The organism is Paenimyroides marinum (genome assembly GCF_900108395.1).
GTDB classification, from domain to species: Bacteria; Bacteroidota; Bacteroidia; order Flavobacteriales; family Flavobacteriaceae; genus Flavobacterium; species Flavobacterium marinum.
This window is the reverse complement of sequence record NZ_FNXE01000015.1, coordinates 9791-26593: the sequence shown is the minus strand read 5'-3', so window position 1 is coordinate 26593 and position 16803 is coordinate 9791. Positions and strand designations below refer to the sequence as shown.

The window sequence follows — 16803 nt, the reverse complement described above, 5'->3', positions numbered from 1 at the left end:
GTATGCTATGAAAAATTAAAAACGACATTCAGTTACATAGAAAAGTCGGCTGTTTGCCGACTTTTCTTTTAATTTTTATCTAAAAAATCCTGAATTTGCGTGATTAATTCGTTTAAACTTTCGTCTTTATCATTTACAGCTTTTGCTTGTTGGTAATATTCTAAAGCATTTATATAAACCGTTCGTTTTTCTTGCATTAATTGGTTACGTTTTTTATCTGCTGATGCTGTATTAGGCAGCGCATTGATCTTATTAGTTACCTCGGCATCTTTTTGTAATTCAAGGTTTCCAAGGGTTTTTAGCGCATCAAAATTGTTTTTATTCAATGTCAATATTTTGTTGAGATAATTTACCGCCTGTTCGTTTTCATTATTTTTTATGTGAATAACAGCCAAATTATAAAGTAGCAACTCATTTTTAGGGAATTTTTCAACACCTTCATTCGCATATTCTTCATATTTATCCAAACGATTGGTATTGTAATACAAATACAGAACGTTCAATAAGTTATTGATATTTTCTTTATCCAGATCGTATGCTTTTAACGCATATTCTTCCGCTTCAGAATAATTTTCCTTATTTAATAAAATATGGGTTAAGCTATTGTAAATTGTAGGCAAGGCACTTTTATTAAAAATGGTTTCGGGGGCTGAATGTGTTCCGCTCTTAACAGCTAAATCGCGTACTTTTTTATCGATACCGAACGATTCTACTTTACCTGTAGTTTGCGAGGTAGCTACATAAGTCTTTGATTTTCCGTTATATTTCAGGGCGATCAACTCTTTAAATTTTGTTTCGGCAAAATCATAGTCTTTGGCGTTTACGGCATCATTTGCAGCATTGTACAAATATACCGTGTCCACGTTATTTAAATTATAGGCTTGTTCAAACAATCTGCTTGACTTTTTATAATTTTTATTTCGATTGTTATCAATGGCATCATCGACCAATTCTGCAAGCAAGTTGTTTTTTACCGGTAGAATTTCAGTAGTATATTTCTTGCTTTTGGTTTCGTTTTCAAATTTGATTAACTGATTGATTGAACGAACTGCCTTAGACCGGTTTTCATTAAAGTCAATTCCGTTTTTTGCCAAGTTAACTTCGTTTTTTGCTTTAAAAAAATAGTATGCTGCCTTTTGATCATCTGTAGCTTCGGGCAACATTGTTTCAACTTTTTCAAGCAATTTCACCACTTCGGTGGTATTGTTTTTTTTTACGAGTTTTTCTATTTCCTTTAACTCATTTTTTTGAGCAAAAGAAGAAGAGCATGTTATAAACATGCTCATCATTATTAAATTATTCTTCATTTGTTTCTTCTGAATCTTCTTCTAAATCATCATCTTCTTCTTCGATTTCATCAACCACATCTTCAATAATGTCGTTTTCATCTACTGCTAAAAGATCTTTTTTCAATTCATCGTCCATTTCATTTTCTTCGTCTTCGTCACGCATTACTTTAGCAACGGCAGCAATAGAATCGTTTCCTTTGATATTGATTAAACGAACTCCTTGTGTATTACGCCCCATTACACGTAAATCAGACACGCGTAAACGAATCGTTAAGCCCGATTTGTTGATGATCATTAGGTCATCGTTGTCAGTAACTGAATTAATAGATATTAAGGCTCCGGTTTTATCAGTAATATTCATTGCTTTAACTCCTTTACCTCCACGGTTTGTTTCGCGGTATGCTTCTAAAGAAGAGCGTTTTCCGTAACCGTTTTCAGAAACCACTAAAATTTCAGAATTTAAATCGGAAACAGTCACCAAACCAATCACTTCATCGTTTTCACCCGCTAATTTAATACCGCGAACTCCTGATGCTGTTCTACCCATTGGTCGGGTTTTAGATTCATCAAAACGTACCATTTTACCATTTTTGGCAGCTACAAGCACTTTTGAATTTCCATCGGTTAATTTAGCTTCTAACAATTCATCGCCTTCTTTAATAGTAATAGCGTTGATACCGTTTTGGCGCGGACGGGAATATTGCTCTAAAGCCGTTTTTTTCACCTGCCCCTGTTTGGTACACATTACGATATAATGGTTATTGATGTATTCTTCGTCACGTAAATCTTGCGTACAGATAAATGCTTTAACCTTATCGTCGTTTTCGATATTGATTAAGTTTTGAATTGCACGACCTTTGGCTTGTTTTGTCCCTTCAGGAATTTCGTACACACGCAACCAGAAACATTTTCCTTTTTGTGTAAAGAACAGCATATACTGGTGGTTTGTAGCCACATACATGTGCTCTAAGAAATCTTGATCGCGTGTTCCTGCCGATTTTTGTCCAACGCCACCTCTATTCTGTGTTTTGTATTCAGATAAAGGTGTGCGTTTGATATATCCCGCATGCGAAATGGTAATGACCACTTGTTCATCGGCAATTAAATCTTCAATATTCATTTCGCCGCCGGCATATTCAATATCCGAACGACGGTCATCTCCGTATTTATCGCGAATTTCGGTTAATTCTTCTTTAATAAGATTCATTCGCATTTCTTTACTCGCCAATAATTCTTGTAAACGAGCAATTAACTTCATAATTTCATCAAATTCTGCACGAAGTTTCTCTTGTTCCAATCCGGTTAGCTGGCGTAAACGCATTTCAACAATGGCACGTGCCTGAATTTCAGATAACGAGAAACGTTCAATTAAACGTTCACGAGCTTCATCGGCATTTTTAGAACTACGGATAATTGCAATTACTTCATCTATATTATCAGAAGCAATGATTAATCCTTCTAAAATATGTGCACGTTCCTGAGCTTTTCTCAATTCGTATTCTGCACGACGCGTTACTACATCGTGGCGGTGTTCCACAAAATAATGAATCAACTCTTTTAAGTTCAACAACTGCGGACGACCGTTTACCAACGCGATATTATTGATACTGAACGACGATTGCAACTGTGTAAACTTGTACAACATATTCAGCACAATATTTGGAACCGCTTCACGTTTCAACACGTAAACAATACGCATTCCTTTACGGTCAGATTCATCGCGAATGGTAGAAATTCCTTCGATTTTTTTATCGTTAACCAATTCAGCCGTTTTTTTAATCATTTCGGCCTTATTTACCTGATAAGGAATTTCGGTTACAACAATGCACTCTTTGCCATCTACCTCTTCAAAATTGGCTTTGGCACGCATTACTACACGTCCGCGACCTGTTTTATAGGCTTCTTTAACACCTTCATAACCATAGATGATTCCACCTGTTGGAAAATCGGGAGCTTTGATGTGTTGCATCAATTCATCGATTTCTATATCGTTATTATCAATATATGCCAACGTTCCGTTAATAACTTCTGTTAAGTTGTGTGGTGCCATATTTGTTGCCATACCCACAGCGATACCCGATGCTCCGTTTACCAATAAAGTAGGTATTTTGGTAGGCATTACTTTAGGTTCTTCTAAAGTATCATCGAAGTTTAACTGGAAATCAACCGTTTCTTTATCGATATCCGCTAAAATTTCTTCGGCAAGTTTTTTCATTCTGGCTTCGGTATAACGCATAGCAGCAGGATCATCGCCATCAACAGATCCAAAGTTTCCTTGTCCGTCAACCAATAAATAACGTAAGCTCCATTCTTGTGCCATACGAACCATGGCATCGTAAACAGATTTATCGCCGTGAGGGTGGTATTTACCCAATACCTCACCTACAATTCTTGCAGATTTTTTGTGTGCTTTGCTTGCTGTAACACCCAGTTCGTACATTCCGAATAATACACGGCGGTGAACCGGTTTTAAACCATCGCGAACATCTGGCAATGCTCTGGAAACAATAACAGACATTGAATAATCAATGTATGCCGATTTCATTTCTTCTTCGATGTTAATAGGAATCAATTTTTCTCCGTCAGAGATCATATATAACTATTTTTAGTTCTAAAATTAACGTGCTAATATACTCTTTTTTTGCGGGCTGACCTAACATTCATCTATAAATAAAACTTTTTGTGTATGAATAGTTGAAAATTAAGGTTTTATATATTTTTAAAAAATAATATGAAAGTAAAATCATTTTCAAAATATCGCAATTTTTATATATAGAATATTGTTTATATATGTAATTTTGTAAGATTTTAAAAACAACACAACCATTCACACAATGAATATCGTTATAAAAAATGCTACAATTGTAGATGCTTCAAATGAATTTCACCAAAAACAAGTCGATATTAAAATAGAGAACGGCGTTATTACTGAAATTGCTCCGGAAATCAATCACGGTGATTTTGACACACTTTTTTTAGAAAACCTTCATATTTCGGGCGGTTGGATGGATGCCTCGGTATCGTTTGGCGAACCCGGTTTTGAAGACCGTGAAACCATTGACAACGGTTTAACAACTGCCGCTAAAAGTGGTTTTACACACATTGCCTATCAGCCCAACACGTCACCGGTTATTGATAATCAATCGGTTGTAAGTTTTGTTCAATCAAAAGCAACTCATCACGCAACCAGCCTTCATCCTATCGGAGCTTTTACAAAAAATCAGGAAGGAAACGACTTATCAGAAATGTTTGATATGCAAAATGCCGGTTCCATTGCTTTTGGCGATTACAAAAAAAGCATTACAAACGCCAATTTATTAAAGATTGGATTACAATATGTTCAGGATTTTAACGGAACTGTAATCGCTTTTTGTAACGATGCAACCATTAAAGGAAAAGGTGTGGTTCACGAAGGTATTGTATCTACCAAATTGGGATTAAAAGGAATTCCGCCATTGGCAGAAGAAGTGGTTTTAGCCCGCAATTTATTCCTTTTAGAATATACCGGCGGCAAAATGCACATTCCTACTATTTCAACGGCACAATCTGTTGCGATGATTAAAGAAGCAAAAGCCAAAGGATTGAATGTTACTTGCAGTGTTGCAGTACATAATCTGGTGTTAACAGACGAAGTTTTATCAAATTTCGATACGCGTTTTAAGGTGAATCCTCCCCTACGTAATGCTTTTCATCAACAAGCATTGATTAATGGTGTTTTAGATGGAACTATTGATGTGATTACATCAGACCACTGTGCCATAGATATTGAACACAAAAAGATGGAATTTGATATGGCAAAGGATGGAACCATTGGTTTAGAATCTGCTTTTGGAGCATTGCTGGAAATTCTTCCTTTAAATATTGTTATTGAAAAACTACAAGCTGCAAAACATTTGTTTTTAAAAGAATCTAACGGAATAAAAGTAGGACAAAAAGCTGATTTAACGCTGTTTGATCCTTCAAAAAAATGGACGTTTACCAAAAATGATATTTTATCCAAATCAAAAAACACTGCCTTTTTAAATCATCCAATGAAAGGGGTTGTTTACGGAATTTATCACAACAACAAGCTGATTATCAAATAATGAAAGAACATAATATCTCAAAAGACGGAAAATTAGCAGCAATCATCGCTCATTTAACATTTATTGGACCAATTATTGCGTGGTTTATCAATCAGGAAGAGAGAGATTCTTTTGGTTCTTTTTATATTAAGCAATCTTTTGGGTTAGTATGTCTTTATTTTTTACTGGGATCACTCGTTGCAATGATTCCTAATATGTACGCCTTTATTGGTTTCAATCTCTTTTTATTTATTTTATGGATTTACAGTTTTTCGGGAGCTATATCTAACCAATACAAGCTGTTACCCGTAATTGGAAATTTCATTCAAAAAGCATTAACATCAAAGAAAAAATAATGGAAAACGGATTATTGAATTACCTGATACAACCACCAAAACAGGTGAAAGACAAAAACCCATTGCTCCTTTTAATACATGGTTATGGCAGCAATGAAGAAGATTTATTTTCATTTGCTCCGGAGTTACCTGACGATTATTATGTAATTTCTGTTCAGGCTCCTTATCAGCTTCCACCTTATGGCTTTGCGTGGTATGCCATTACTTTTGATGCCGATATGAACAAATTCAGCAATGACCAACAAGCCATACAATCTCGTGATTTGCTGACACGGTTTATTGATGAATTATGCCAAAAATATCCTATTGATATTAATAACATAAATTTGGCAGGTTTTAGTCAAGGTGCTATTTTAAGTTACGCCATAGCCATTACCTATCCCGAAAAAATCAATAAAGTAGCAGCATTAAGCGGCTATTTTCATAAAGAAATTATGACGCCAAAGACAGATATTTCTGCTTATCATCATTTAAAAATATTTGGTTCACACGGAACGGTTGATCAAGTGATTCCGGTAGAATGGGCACGCCAAACAGCTGATTTTTTGAAACCCTATAATATTTCTTTTGAGTATAAAGAGTATCCTGTGGGGCATGGTGTATCCCCACAAAACTTTTTTGACTTTAAGTCTTTTTTAATGAGTTAAAAAGAAAGTCACCTCCTTCTCAATATTGAAAATATTAATTATTTTTAGGCTCTTTCAACACCAAAACCGGTACATCGGCATGGTAAGACAGTTGTTTGCTTAAGCTGGTGGTAAACAATTTTTCAAAAAAATTCAAATGTCGTTTTACAATACACATCACATCAATCAATTGGTCGTCTATAAAAAAGAACACGCTGTCTTCTAATTTTTCGTTTAATACGGTATGAAAACTAACATTTGATTCATTAAATTCTTTTTTCCAATCTTCTAAAACTTCCATCGTCTTTGGGTTTTCTTTCCGCAAAACGTGCAATATCTTCATGTCAGCATTTAATGATTGTGCAATTTTAATAATCTGGCGTAATCCCGGTTTGTCGCTTTCTCTTAACATTGTGGCAAATCCAAAATTATTTAAACGTTTAAATTCTGCTTTCCGCGGTACGCTTAAAATAGGAATATCTACATTTTCCATTACATGAACGGTATTAGAACCCAGCAATTTTTTCTCAAATCCCGAATTTCCATTGGTTCCCATTACAATAAAATCAATTGCTTCCTGACTGATTATTTTCTGGATGATTGAAAGCATAATTCCTTCTTCAAAAATAAATGTTAGTTTGATATCCGGGCAATCAATTTGTTCAGCAATGTTTCGCAATTTAGGAACCTCTTTCTTATAATTTTCAAAATGATTCAGTTCAATAGAATTATACACGTTTTGAATCAGTTCGGGTTGTCCAGCAGAGGTTGTCGAAATAACCGGCATTTCATAAGTATTTAATACATATATTTCGGCACCAATGCTTTTAGCCAGTTTTAAGGCATAAACAAAAGCATTGTTTGCCGTTTCTGAGAAATCTGTTGGAAATAATATCTTTTTCATAATAAAAAAAGGTTTTAATTAGGCGTTATTAAATTACAAAAAATAATGTAAACTGTATGCTAATTTTGAAAAAAATAATGTAAACTGTATGCTAATTTTGAAAAAAATAATAACAGCGGGTATAAATTGGCAAAGTATATAAAGTTAGCTTAAATTTGTAATTCAAAATTCGTTTGTATGATTTTAAAAGATACCATTGTAGCATTAGCCACTCCATCGGGCGCCGGAGCTGTTGCCATTGTACGTGTTTCAGGTCCCAAAGCTATTGAGTCTGTAGCAGATGTATTTGAGTCTGTTAAAAATAAAGATTTGCGTAAACAAAAAACGCATACGCTGCATTTGGGATACATTAAAGACGGAGAAAAAATCATCGATCAGGTGTTAGTGTCTTTATTCAAAGGCACAAATTCTTATACCGGAGAACCGACTGTGGAAATTTCCTGTCACGGTTCTACGTTTATTCAGCAGCAAATCATACAATTATTATTGCGTAAAGGTTGCAGAATGGCGACTGCCGGTGAATTTACAATGCGTTCGTTTTTAAATGGAAAAATGGATTTATCCCAAGCCGAAGCGGTGGCTGATTTGATTGCATCGGACAACGAAGCGGCACACCAATTGGCAATGCAGCAAATGCGTGGCGGTTTTTCAAATGAAATTGCCAGATTGCGTGAAGAATTATTAAATTTTGCCTCATTGATTGAACTGGAATTGGATTTTTCAGAAGAAGACGTCGAGTTTGCAGACCGTTCTGCTTTTCGTGATTTAATAAACCGAATTCAATTTGTACTGAAACGTTTGATCGATTCTTTTGCCGTAGGAAACGTGATTAAAAACGGAATTCCAGTAGCGATTGTGGGCGAACCAAACGTAGGAAAATCTACTTTATTAAACGCCATATTAAACGAAGAACGAGCCATTGTATCAAACATCGCCGGAACAACCCGTGATACGATCGAAGACGAATTGGTCATTGACGGGATCGGTTTTCGTTTTATTGACACTGCCGGAATCCGTGAGACTAAGGATGTGGTAGAATCTATCGGAATTCAAAAAACCTTTGAGAAAATTGAACAGGCACAGGTTGTTCTTTATTTGTTTGATAGTTTAAAGTTCAAAGTTCAAAGTTCGGAATATATAATTGAAATTGAGAAAATCAAAAATAAATATCCTTTAAAACCATTGGTTGTAATTATCAACAAAGTTGATTTATTATCTGAAGGTGAACTTAATGAGATAACATCTCAACTTGAAACTTTAAACCTGAAACTTGACCCGAGCGGAGCGAATTGGCATTTGCAAACTATTTCTGCCAAGCAAAATATCGGAATTGAAGAACTCAAAAACGCGCTTTTATCTTTTGTAAACACCGGTGCTTTACGTAATAATGAAACCATAGTAACCAACACCCGTCATTACGATTCGTTACTCAAAGCTTTAGAGGAAATTCAAAAAGTACAATACGGATTGGATATGGGAATTTCTGCTGATTTGATGGCTATTGATATTAGACAAGCCCTATTCTATTTTGGTGAAATAACAGGACAGGTAACCAATGACGAACTATTAGGAAATATTTTTGCTAATTTTTGTATCGGGAAGTAAATTATGATTGGTATTGTAAGTTGTAACGAAATGTAAATCATCAGAAACAAAGAATTGATGCGTATTTTCAAGGATTTAGATTTGGTAGAGCAATTAGGTTCAGGTATTCCAAGAATTTTACAGGCTTATGCACAAGATTCTTTTCATTTTTCCGAAAACTTTTTAAGAGTTACATTGCTTTCAACGGAATCTGTAACACGAATCGAACAAGATACCGAACAAGATACCGAACAAGTTCGATTATTAATTTCGAGTATGGCAGATAAGAAATATAGCAGTGTAGAATTAATGGAACTTGTTGGTATAAAGCATCGTCCTACATTTTTATATAATTATTTACAACCAGCACTAGAATCAGGTTTAATAGCCTTGACCATTCCTGATAAACCAACAAGCAGAAATCAAAAGTATTATTTAACAAACAAGGGAAAAGGAGTATTGAAAAGCTTAGAGTAGTAGTATCTAAGCTTTTTTCTTTCTTTAGCTTTATTTTATTTTTTTGTTCAAAACGACAGATAACGACGTGTAAAATGCTTTTATTTGAACAAAAAGACAAATACCTTACCCGTTAGAAAGCAATGCGTATATTTTCCTTTGCTTTACTTTCGGTTATTATTTAACATTTTATTATATTTACGCCAAACATCAATAAATTCATGGCTAAAAAAGTCCAAACCAAAAGTACAGAAGAAATCCTTTGGGATGCAGCAAATAAATTACGTGGTTCGATAGAACCATCCGAATATAAACACGTGGTATTGAGTTTAATCTTCTTGAAATTTGCAAGTGATAAATTCATTAAACGCAGGTCAGCATTGATTGCAGAAGGTAAAGAAGCCTTCTTAGAAATACCAGAATTTTATCAGGCAGAAAATGTATTCTATTTACCTGAAGAATCTCGTTGGGATTACATTATTGAAAATGCCAAACAAGAAGATATTACGCTTAAAGTAGATACCGCACTTAAAACCATAGAACGTACCAATAAATCTTTAGAAGGTGCCTTGCCAGATAACTATTTCTCTCGCTTGGGATTGGATCAATCTAAGTTTTCGGCTTTATTGGATACCATCAACAACATCGATACACTTCGTGATGAAGCCCAAGATATTGTGGGGCGTGTGTACGAATATTTCTTGAGCAAGTTTGCCATTGCCGAAGGAAAAGGGAAAGGTGAATTCTATACCCCGAAGTCGATTGTAAATTTGATTGCCGAAATGACAGAACCCTACAAAGGGAAAATCTATGACCCTTCTTGTGGTTCGGGTGGTATGTTTGTGCAGTCGTTGAAGTTTATTGAGAAACACCAAGGAAATAAAAAAGACATTTCGATTTATGGACAAGAGTTAACGAATACCACGTTTAAACTGGCAAAAATGAATTTAGCCATTCGTGGGATTTCTGCCAATTTAGGAAACAAAGCAGCCGATACATTTCACGATGACCAGCACAAGGAACTGAAAGCCGATTACATCATGGCCAATCCTCCGTTCAATTTAAAAGATTGGCGCGCTGAAAACGAATTAACGGACGATCCACGTTGGACGGGTTACGAAGTTCCTCCAAAATCCAATGCCAACTATGCGTGGATTTTGAACATGATTTCGAAATTGTCGCAAAACGGTGTGGCTGGTTTTATCTTAGCCAATGGCGCTCTTTCGGGTGGTGGTGAAGAATACAAAATCCGTAAACAAATTATAGAAAACGACTTGGTAGAAGCGATTGTGATTCTTCCTCAAGATATGTTTTACTCTACAAATATTTCGGTGACGCTTTGGATTTTGAACCGAAATAAAACTGAACGCACCGTAGAAGTTAATGATGGCGTAAAAAACTACCGTAATCGCGAAGGTGAAGTCTTGTTTATGGATTTACGCCAAAAGGGAGAACCTTTTGAAAAGAAATTCATTCAGTTTTCTGAACAAGATATTGATCAGATTGCAGCAACGTATCATAACTGGCAACAGAAAGATTTTGAAACGACTTACTCCAACGAACCTGAATATTGTTACAGTGCAACCTTAGAAGAAATTCGTAAAAAAGATTATTCGTTAGTGCCAAGTAAATACATAGCGTTTGTCAACCGTGACGAAAACATCGATTACGATACGCAAATGGAAACGTTGCAAACCGAATTGAAAGACTTGTTTCAGCAAGAAGAAGCCTTGAAACAAGAAGTAGCAAACGTGTTTAAATCGTTGGGCTATGAGTTATAGAAAAATTGGTGATTTAATCCAATTGGTTGATGTTAGAAACAAAGATTTAAGCATTACACATCTTGTTGGATTAACAATAAATAAAAAGTTCATTCCTTCCGTAGCCAACACTATTGGAACTGATATGAGTAATTATAAAATTATTCGTAAAAACCAATTTGCTTGTAGTACGATGCAAGTTCGAAGAGATAAGAAAATGCCTGTTGCTTTGTTAAAGCAGTTAGATGTAGCTATTATATCTCAAGCATATCCTGTATTTGAAGTGATTGATGAAAAGGAACTACTACCTGAATATTTGATGCTGTGGTTTTCAAGAAGTGAATTTGATAGAGAAGCTTGTTTCCATGCTGTTGGTGGAGTTCGTGGTAGTTTAGAATGGGAAGATTTCTGTAATATGGAATTACCCATTCCATCCATCGAAAAGCAACGCAAAATTGTAGCCCAATACCAAGCGGTAGCAAACAAAATAAAAGTCAACGAACAAATCTGCGAGAAGCTGGAAGCCACTGCTCAGACCTTGTACAAGCAATGGTTTGTCGATTTTGAATTCCCCAACGAAGAAGGAAAACCTTACAAATCTTCCGGCGGTAAAATGGTATGGAATGAGGAATTAGAAAAAGAAATTCCTGAGGGTTGGGAGGTGAAGAAGATTAATTCAATTGCAAAAGTTAAACATGGTTACGCTTTTTTAGGAGAAGATTTTTCTGAAGTTGAAACTGAAAAAGTTCTTGTGTCTCCTGGGAATTTTAAAATATCAGGAGGTTTTAATTTTGAAAAAAATAAGTTTTATACAGGGAAGACCAATGAAAATTATATTCTGAAAGAAAAAGATTTGGTTGTGAATATGACAGACTTAAGTAAGGCTGGTGATACTTTAGGGAATACAGCTTTTATACCTAATATTTCATTTAAAATTTTACTTCACAACCAACGTGTTGGTTTATTCTGTTTTAATGAGAATTTTTATAACTATTACGTCTATTTACTAACTCAAACTAAGGAATATAAGCATTATATTTTAGGTACAGCAACTGGAACTACTGTTCGTCATACATCACCTGATAGAATATGTGATTATGATTTTGTAAAACCTAGTAAAAATATATTAATCACATTTAATAATATAATTGAACCAATATTGAATAAAATAGGGTTACAAATTTCAATAAAATATAAACTCTTTCAACTACAATCGTTGTTGTTAAGTCGCTTAGCAACGTTGGAGGGGTAAAGTAAAACGAAACTACTAATAACCAAAGGAAATACTATGAATTATGGATAAGGGTATACTTAAATATGATGATTTAAAAAAAATTATAGAAAGTTGTCATTTAAATTTTTTGATAGGTTCTGGATTATCAGCACCATATTTATCTATACTAGGTAAAATTGAAGAACTATTGACAGCAAATGAATCCTCTGATCAACCCAATAAAATTATCGAAGTATCAATTAAAAAATTCTATTTTGATCAATGTATAAAAGGGAATTTAGCACTTTTAGACACCTCTTTATGTGAGAAGAGTAAAAAAGACGAATTCAAGAAAGCAAATGAAAATTATTGTAATTTCATTAAATCTTTACACACTATTTTATCATATCGAGAGTCTAATATTGTAAGTAAACAAGTAAATTTATTTACAACAAATATGGATTTGTTTTTAGATAAAACGATTGAAGATTTAGGATTTGTGTTAAATGATGGTTTTTCAGGAAGAATCAATCCAAAATTTGGTACTGAAAATTTTCACAATTCGATTCATAAATACAGTTCACATTACGAGTACAAATCAGAGTTGCCTCTTTTTAATCTTTTCAAAATGCATGGTAGTGTAAATTGGAAAAGAATTAATGAAAATACTGCAAACCGCACTTATGAAATTACTAATGACAGTTATTTAGAAATACTAAAAAACATATCTAATATTGATATTAAGGAAGAGCATGTTACACCAATCATTACGGGAGATAAAGATAAAAATGGCAGAGATATTTCTTTCACTTATGAAGAGCTCTTGCAAAATATTGCTAGCATAGAAAAGAAAGAAATTCATGATGAATATTTGAAGTATTATGGTGAATTGGTCATGATCAATCCAACTAAAGATAAATTTAGAGATACAACTTCTAATTTTTATTTCTATGAGCTGTTAAGAATGTATGCAAATCATTTAGAGAAGGAAAACTCCGTTCTTTTCGTCATTGGTTTTTCTTTTGCAGACGAACATATAAAAGAAATTACAAAACGAGTTTTAAAATCTAATCCAACTTTAATAATAGTCATATTTTGTAAAAAAGGGGACAAAGAAGGGTTTACAAATATGTTCAATAATGTTAATAATGTTGTGTGTCTGTCACCCGAGGATGATAATCATTATAGTTTAGATAAAGTCAATGACTTTTTATTTGAGGAACTCTCGCATGATTTAAAATTTGGAATAACCAAATCCAAGTATATTGAAATGAAAAAACAAGTGGCAGAGAATGGAGAATCAAATTAATAAATCAAAAGAGGTATTAAGAGTTGGAAAAGTTGTTTCTGTAAGAGGAAGAACTATCGAAGTATTAGTAGATAAAACTAAAAATAATTCTCATTTGTTATTTGAAGGACAATTGGTGAGAAATGTTTCTGTTGGTAGCTATGTAAAAATAACGAAAGGTTTTGAGCAATTAGTTGGTAAAATAGAAAGCGAGTTTGTTGTAGAAGATAAAACTTATTCTCAGTCTTTGTACAAGAAAGAAAGCGATAAGGTAAAACGAACACTTTCTATAAGTCTAGTTGGCTATTTTGAAACGAATAGTTTTGAGCAAGGTATTAAAGAATTACCTTTAATTGATAATGAGTGTTTTATCTTAACAAAACTTGAATATGATCGTGTACATGCTTTTGTAAAAGATGGTGAGGATAAAATTAACATTGGTGTTTTGTCTTCTGAAACGTCTAAAGAAATTGAATTAAGTGTAAATAGTTTATTTGCAAGTCATATTGGAATTTTTGGAAATACAGGAAGTGGAAAATCATATTCGTTAGCAAGTTTATATCATTCGCTGTTTAAAAAGTACGAAAAGAACTCAGGGTTTAAAAGGAATGCTAAGTTTTTGCTGATTGATTTTAATGGTGAATATATAAGTGAAAATATTAAGTCTGATGAAGAAGATCTTACAATTTTTAATATTAATAAAGCAAGATTTAATTTATCAACTGATTCTGAAGGAACTTTGAATAAATTGCCAATTTCAAGTGATACAATTAAAGATCACACATTTTGGAGTATTTTACTTCAAGCTACAGAGAAAACTCAAATGCCTTTTATTCAAAGTGCTTTATCAAGTCTTTATTTGAAAGATAAATTAAAATCAGAAGAAGGATTAAAGGATTCTATTAAATCTACAATAAAGTTAATTACCACAAGTATAACTCCTAATCAAGAAAAAAATTTAGTAGAGACATTTCTAGATGAGTTACAGAAGTTTGGGTTAGATTTGGTTATAACCGGAATTGACACATTAAAAAAATATTACTCAGAGAATCTTAATTTCTTTGCAGGAAAAGAAGATAGAAGATATTATTGTACAATAGAAGGTCAAACTTACAATAGTAATAAAGATGAAGGTTTTTATGAAAATGTTATTAGCAATAAAGTTGATGAGTATGTGAAAATTGAATTTAAAGAAATCGAATCTAATGAATTATTAAAAATTAAGTTGATTTTTAATTTTCATTACTATTATGTAATACAAAAAGGTTATTATCATAAAGAGCATATTGGTCATATTATAGGCCGTTTAGATAATAGATTAAAAGATTTAAATAAATTAGTAAAGATTGATTCTGAGCCTTTCTTTGATAAAACATTATCTATAATCTCATTAAAGAATGTGAATGTTCAAATGCGAAAATTGATTCCTCTATTAATTTGTCATCAGGTCTATAAAGAAAAAAAGAAAAACAATAGAAAAGATGAATATTTGAATATAATCATCGATGAGGCACATAATATACTTTCTACTAATTCGGTAAGAGAAAGTGAGATATGGAAAGATTATCGTTTAGAAACTTTTGAGGAAATAATAAAAGAAGGTAGAAAATTTGGAACTTTTCTAACACTGGCAAGTCAAAGACCTTCTGATATTTCTTCAACAATTATTTCGCAGTTACACAATTATTTTCTACATCGATTAATCAATAATAAAGATATTGAAGCAATTGAAAAAACAGTGTCATATTTAGATAAAATATCGTTCGAATCTTTACCTATACTTCCTACAGGAACTTGTATTATTGCTGGTTTGGCTGCAAAATTACCAGTAGTTGTAAAAATGAGTCCTTTAGATGAAGAATTTCAACCTAATAGTCAGACAATAGAATTGACGAAATATTGGGGAAATATCGAAGAGAAAGAAAGTAATAAGGAGATTGAAGATTTGGAGACTTTAAATGAGGAAGATGATGATTTGCCATTTTAGCCCCATAAAATACACCGAATCACAATTAGAACAAGCATTAAACAGTCGTTTTAACCAAAAAATACAAAAGTAATTTTTGTAACAAATTTTCACTAAATTTGTTACAAAATAAAAAGATAAAACCAAGTGAAATCATCTAAAAATCAAATAGAAAAAAAGATTATAAAATCATCTTTAGGCGAAATATTTTTCGCTGAAGATTTCTATGCGTATGGTTCAGCAGGTAATATCCGTTTAACGCTTTTTCGTTTGGTCAATGAAGGCATATTAGAACGTTTGGCTCAGGGCATTTATCTAAAACCCAAAAAAGATCCTTTGTTAGGTACAATTTATCCTACCACAGAAGAAATAGCCAAGCAAATAGCACAACGCGACAAAGCACGTATTGCCCCAACAGGAGTATTCGCTTTGTATTTGTTGGGGCTTACCACACAAGTTCCTCTTAAAGCGGTGTATCTGACCGATGGTTCACAACGAGAAATTAAAATAGGAAACCGTAGCATTCAATTCAAAAAAACGGTTCCTAAAAGTTTTGCCATAAAAGATGAATTGTTGCATTTGATCGTGCAAGCATTTAAAGAGGTGGGCCAAAACAACGTAACCGAAGAATTTATAGCGAAAATAAAACCTTCTGTAATGCAGCTCGATTCTCAAGTGGTCCAAAAGCAGGTAAAATATGCACCGGTATGGATACAGAAATACATCAATAACCTTTATACAAAATGTCAAAAATTGTAACACGTTATTTTTTTATGTTACAAAAAGTCGAAAATTGTAACACGTTCTACTATTTCAATTACCAAAACCAAAAAACATAACTTGAAAAAGTTATTATGAAATACACTGAATCACAATTAGAACAAACATTTATTAGCCTTTTGGTGATAGAGAAGTAATCAAATTTTTTGAAACAGTGGGCGAAGTTAGTATGTGCGAATTGCAATTCGCCCCAACAAAAAACTATCAGTATATTATACTTTTAAATAGCTAAGCTATGAAACAATACAACCCCAAAAAACACCATCGCAAGTCGATACGTTTAGTTGGCTATGATTATAGCCAGGCGGGATTGTATTTTGTTACGATTTGTTGTAAGGATAAAATTTGTCGTTTTGGACAGGTTAAAAACGGTACAATGGTTTTGAATGAATATGGGCAAATTGCCCATGATGAATGGGTGAAAACCGCCCAAATTCGTCCCAATGTACAATTGCATGAATTTGTGGTAATGCCAAACCATATACATGGCATCATTCAATTGTTGGATATCGGTAGG

13 protein-coding genes and 1 pseudogene are annotated in these 16803 nt (G+C 33.4%); 11 read left to right on the top strand and 3 right to left on the bottom strand.

The window, feature by feature from the left end:
- Window positions 1-68 precede the first annotated feature (68 nt).
- Entirely contained in the window at window positions 69-1307 is a 1239-nt protein-coding gene (locus tag BLW20_RS06540) for a tetratricopeptide repeat protein (RefSeq protein ID WP_091097797.1), read from the bottom strand.
- Window positions 1297-3879 carry a DNA gyrase subunit A gene (gene gyrA, locus BLW20_RS06535; protein WP_091097919.1) on the bottom strand — a complete coding sequence of 861 codons (2583 nt, stop codon included), beginning with the start codon at window positions 3877-3879 and terminating at the stop codon, window positions 1297-1299. The genes BLW20_RS06540 and gyrA overlap by 11 nt, the downstream gene beginning before the upstream one ends.
- Window positions 3880-4123: 244 nt before the next feature.
- Between gyrA and BLW20_RS06530 the strand changes: the two genes are divergently transcribed.
- From BLW20_RS06530 to BLW20_RS06520, 3 genes are read left to right on the top strand one after another with little or no spacing between them, the layout of a single operon-like run.
- On the top strand, window positions 4124-5374 hold the full coding sequence (locus tag BLW20_RS06530; protein WP_091097793.1) for a dihydroorotase: 1251 nt from the start codon (window positions 4124-4126) through the stop codon (window positions 5372-5374).
- A complete protein-coding gene (locus tag BLW20_RS06525) occupies window positions 5374-5709 on the top strand; it encodes a hypothetical protein (protein WP_091097790.1) in 336 nt (111 codons plus the stop codon). The genes BLW20_RS06530 and BLW20_RS06525 overlap by 1 nt, the downstream gene beginning before the upstream one ends.
- Window positions 5709-6356, top strand: a complete 648-nt coding sequence (locus tag BLW20_RS06520; protein WP_091097786.1) for an alpha/beta hydrolase — start codon at window positions 5709-5711, stop codon at window positions 6354-6356. The genes BLW20_RS06525 and BLW20_RS06520 overlap by 1 nt, the downstream gene beginning before the upstream one ends.
- Window positions 6357-6390: 34 nt before the next feature.
- Here BLW20_RS06520 and BLW20_RS06515 read toward each other — a convergent pair whose 3' ends face one another.
- Complete coding sequence (locus BLW20_RS06515; RefSeq protein WP_091097783.1) at window positions 6391-7239, bottom strand: universal stress protein; 849 nt, start codon at window positions 7237-7239, stop codon at window positions 6391-6393.
- Between the two features lie 177 nt (window positions 7240-7416).
- Between BLW20_RS06515 and mnmE the strand changes: the two genes are divergently transcribed.
- The 8 genes and pseudogenes from mnmE to BLW20_RS14670 all read left to right on the top strand — a co-directional run.
- Window positions 7417-8844: a tRNA uridine-5-carboxymethylaminomethyl(34) synthesis GTPase MnmE gene (gene mnmE, locus BLW20_RS06510; protein ID WP_091097779.1), complete on the top strand. Its 1428-nt coding sequence runs from the start codon at window positions 7417-7419 to the stop codon at window positions 8842-8844.
- A 57-nt stretch (window positions 8845-8901) separates the two neighbouring features.
- Window positions 8902-9300 carry a Fic family protein gene (locus BLW20_RS06505; RefSeq protein WP_091097775.1) on the top strand — a complete coding sequence of 133 codons (399 nt, stop codon included), beginning with the start codon at window positions 8902-8904 and terminating at the stop codon, window positions 9298-9300.
- A gap of 200 nt (window positions 9301-9500) precedes the next feature.
- The gene (locus BLW20_RS06500) at window positions 9501-11060 is read left to right on the top strand and encodes a type I restriction-modification system subunit M (protein WP_091097771.1); all 1560 of its coding nucleotides are present in this window, start codon (window positions 9501-9503) and stop codon (window positions 11058-11060) included.
- Window positions 11050-12291 (top strand): restriction endonuclease subunit S, encoded by a 1242-nt coding sequence (locus BLW20_RS06495; protein WP_091097767.1) that lies wholly within the window; start codon window positions 11050-11052, stop codon window positions 12289-12291. The genes BLW20_RS06500 and BLW20_RS06495 overlap by 11 nt, the downstream gene beginning before the upstream one ends.
- A 43-nt stretch (window positions 12292-12334) precedes the next feature.
- A complete protein-coding gene (locus tag BLW20_RS06490) occupies window positions 12335-13561 on the top strand; it encodes an SIR2 family protein (protein ID WP_091097764.1) in 1227 nt (408 codons plus the stop codon).
- Window positions 13545-15527 carry an ATP-binding protein gene (locus tag BLW20_RS06485; protein WP_091097761.1) on the top strand — a complete coding sequence of 661 codons (1983 nt, stop codon included), beginning with the start codon at window positions 13545-13547 and terminating at the stop codon, window positions 15525-15527. Before BLW20_RS06490 ends, BLW20_RS06485 begins: the two co-directional genes overlap by 17 nt.
- Before the next feature lie 126 nt (window positions 15528-15653).
- Window positions 15654-16265: a DUF6088 family protein gene (locus BLW20_RS06480; RefSeq protein ID WP_091097758.1), complete on the top strand. Its 612-nt coding sequence runs from the start codon at window positions 15654-15656 to the stop codon at window positions 16263-16265.
- A 256-nt stretch (window positions 16266-16521) separates the two neighbouring features.
- Window positions 16522-16803 (top strand): annotated as a pseudogene (locus BLW20_RS14670) (hypothetical protein); the annotation flags it as partial.

Excerpts from the sequence above, each read along its gene's own strand:
- BLW20_RS06530 (WP_091097793.1), top strand. The coding sequence starts at position 4,124 with ATGAATATCGTTATAAAAAATGCTACAATTGTAGATGCTTCAAATGAA.
- BLW20_RS06515 (WP_091097783.1), bottom strand. The coding sequence starts at position 7,239 with ATGAAAAAGATATTATTTCCAACAGATTTCTCAGAAACGGCAAACAAT.
- BLW20_RS06520 (WP_091097786.1), top strand. The coding sequence starts at position 5,709 with ATGGAAAACGGATTATTGAATTACCTGATACAACCACCAAAACAGGTG.
- BLW20_RS06500 (WP_091097771.1), top strand. The coding sequence starts at position 9,501 with ATGGCTAAAAAAGTCCAAACCAAAAGTACAGAAGAAATCCTTTGGGAT.
- BLW20_RS06540 (WP_091097797.1), bottom strand. The coding sequence starts at position 1,307 with ATGAAGAATAATTTAATAATGATGAGCATGTTTATAACATGCTCTTCT.
- mnmE (WP_091097779.1), top strand. The coding sequence starts at position 7,417 with ATGATTTTAAAAGATACCATTGTAGCATTAGCCACTCCATCGGGCGCC.
- BLW20_RS06490 (WP_091097764.1), top strand. The coding sequence starts at position 12,335 with ATGGATAAGGGTATACTTAAATATGATGATTTAAAAAAAATTATAGAA.
- BLW20_RS06485 (WP_091097761.1), top strand. The coding sequence starts at position 13,545 with ATGGAGAATCAAATTAATAAATCAAAAGAGGTATTAAGAGTTGGAAAA.
- BLW20_RS06505 (WP_091097775.1), top strand. The coding sequence starts at position 8,902 with ATGCGTATTTTCAAGGATTTAGATTTGGTAGAGCAATTAGGTTCAGGT.
- BLW20_RS06525 (WP_091097790.1), top strand. The coding sequence starts at position 5,374 with ATGAAAGAACATAATATCTCAAAAGACGGAAAATTAGCAGCAATCATC.
- BLW20_RS06495 (WP_091097767.1), top strand. The coding sequence starts at position 11,050 with ATGAGTTATAGAAAAATTGGTGATTTAATCCAATTGGTTGATGTTAGA.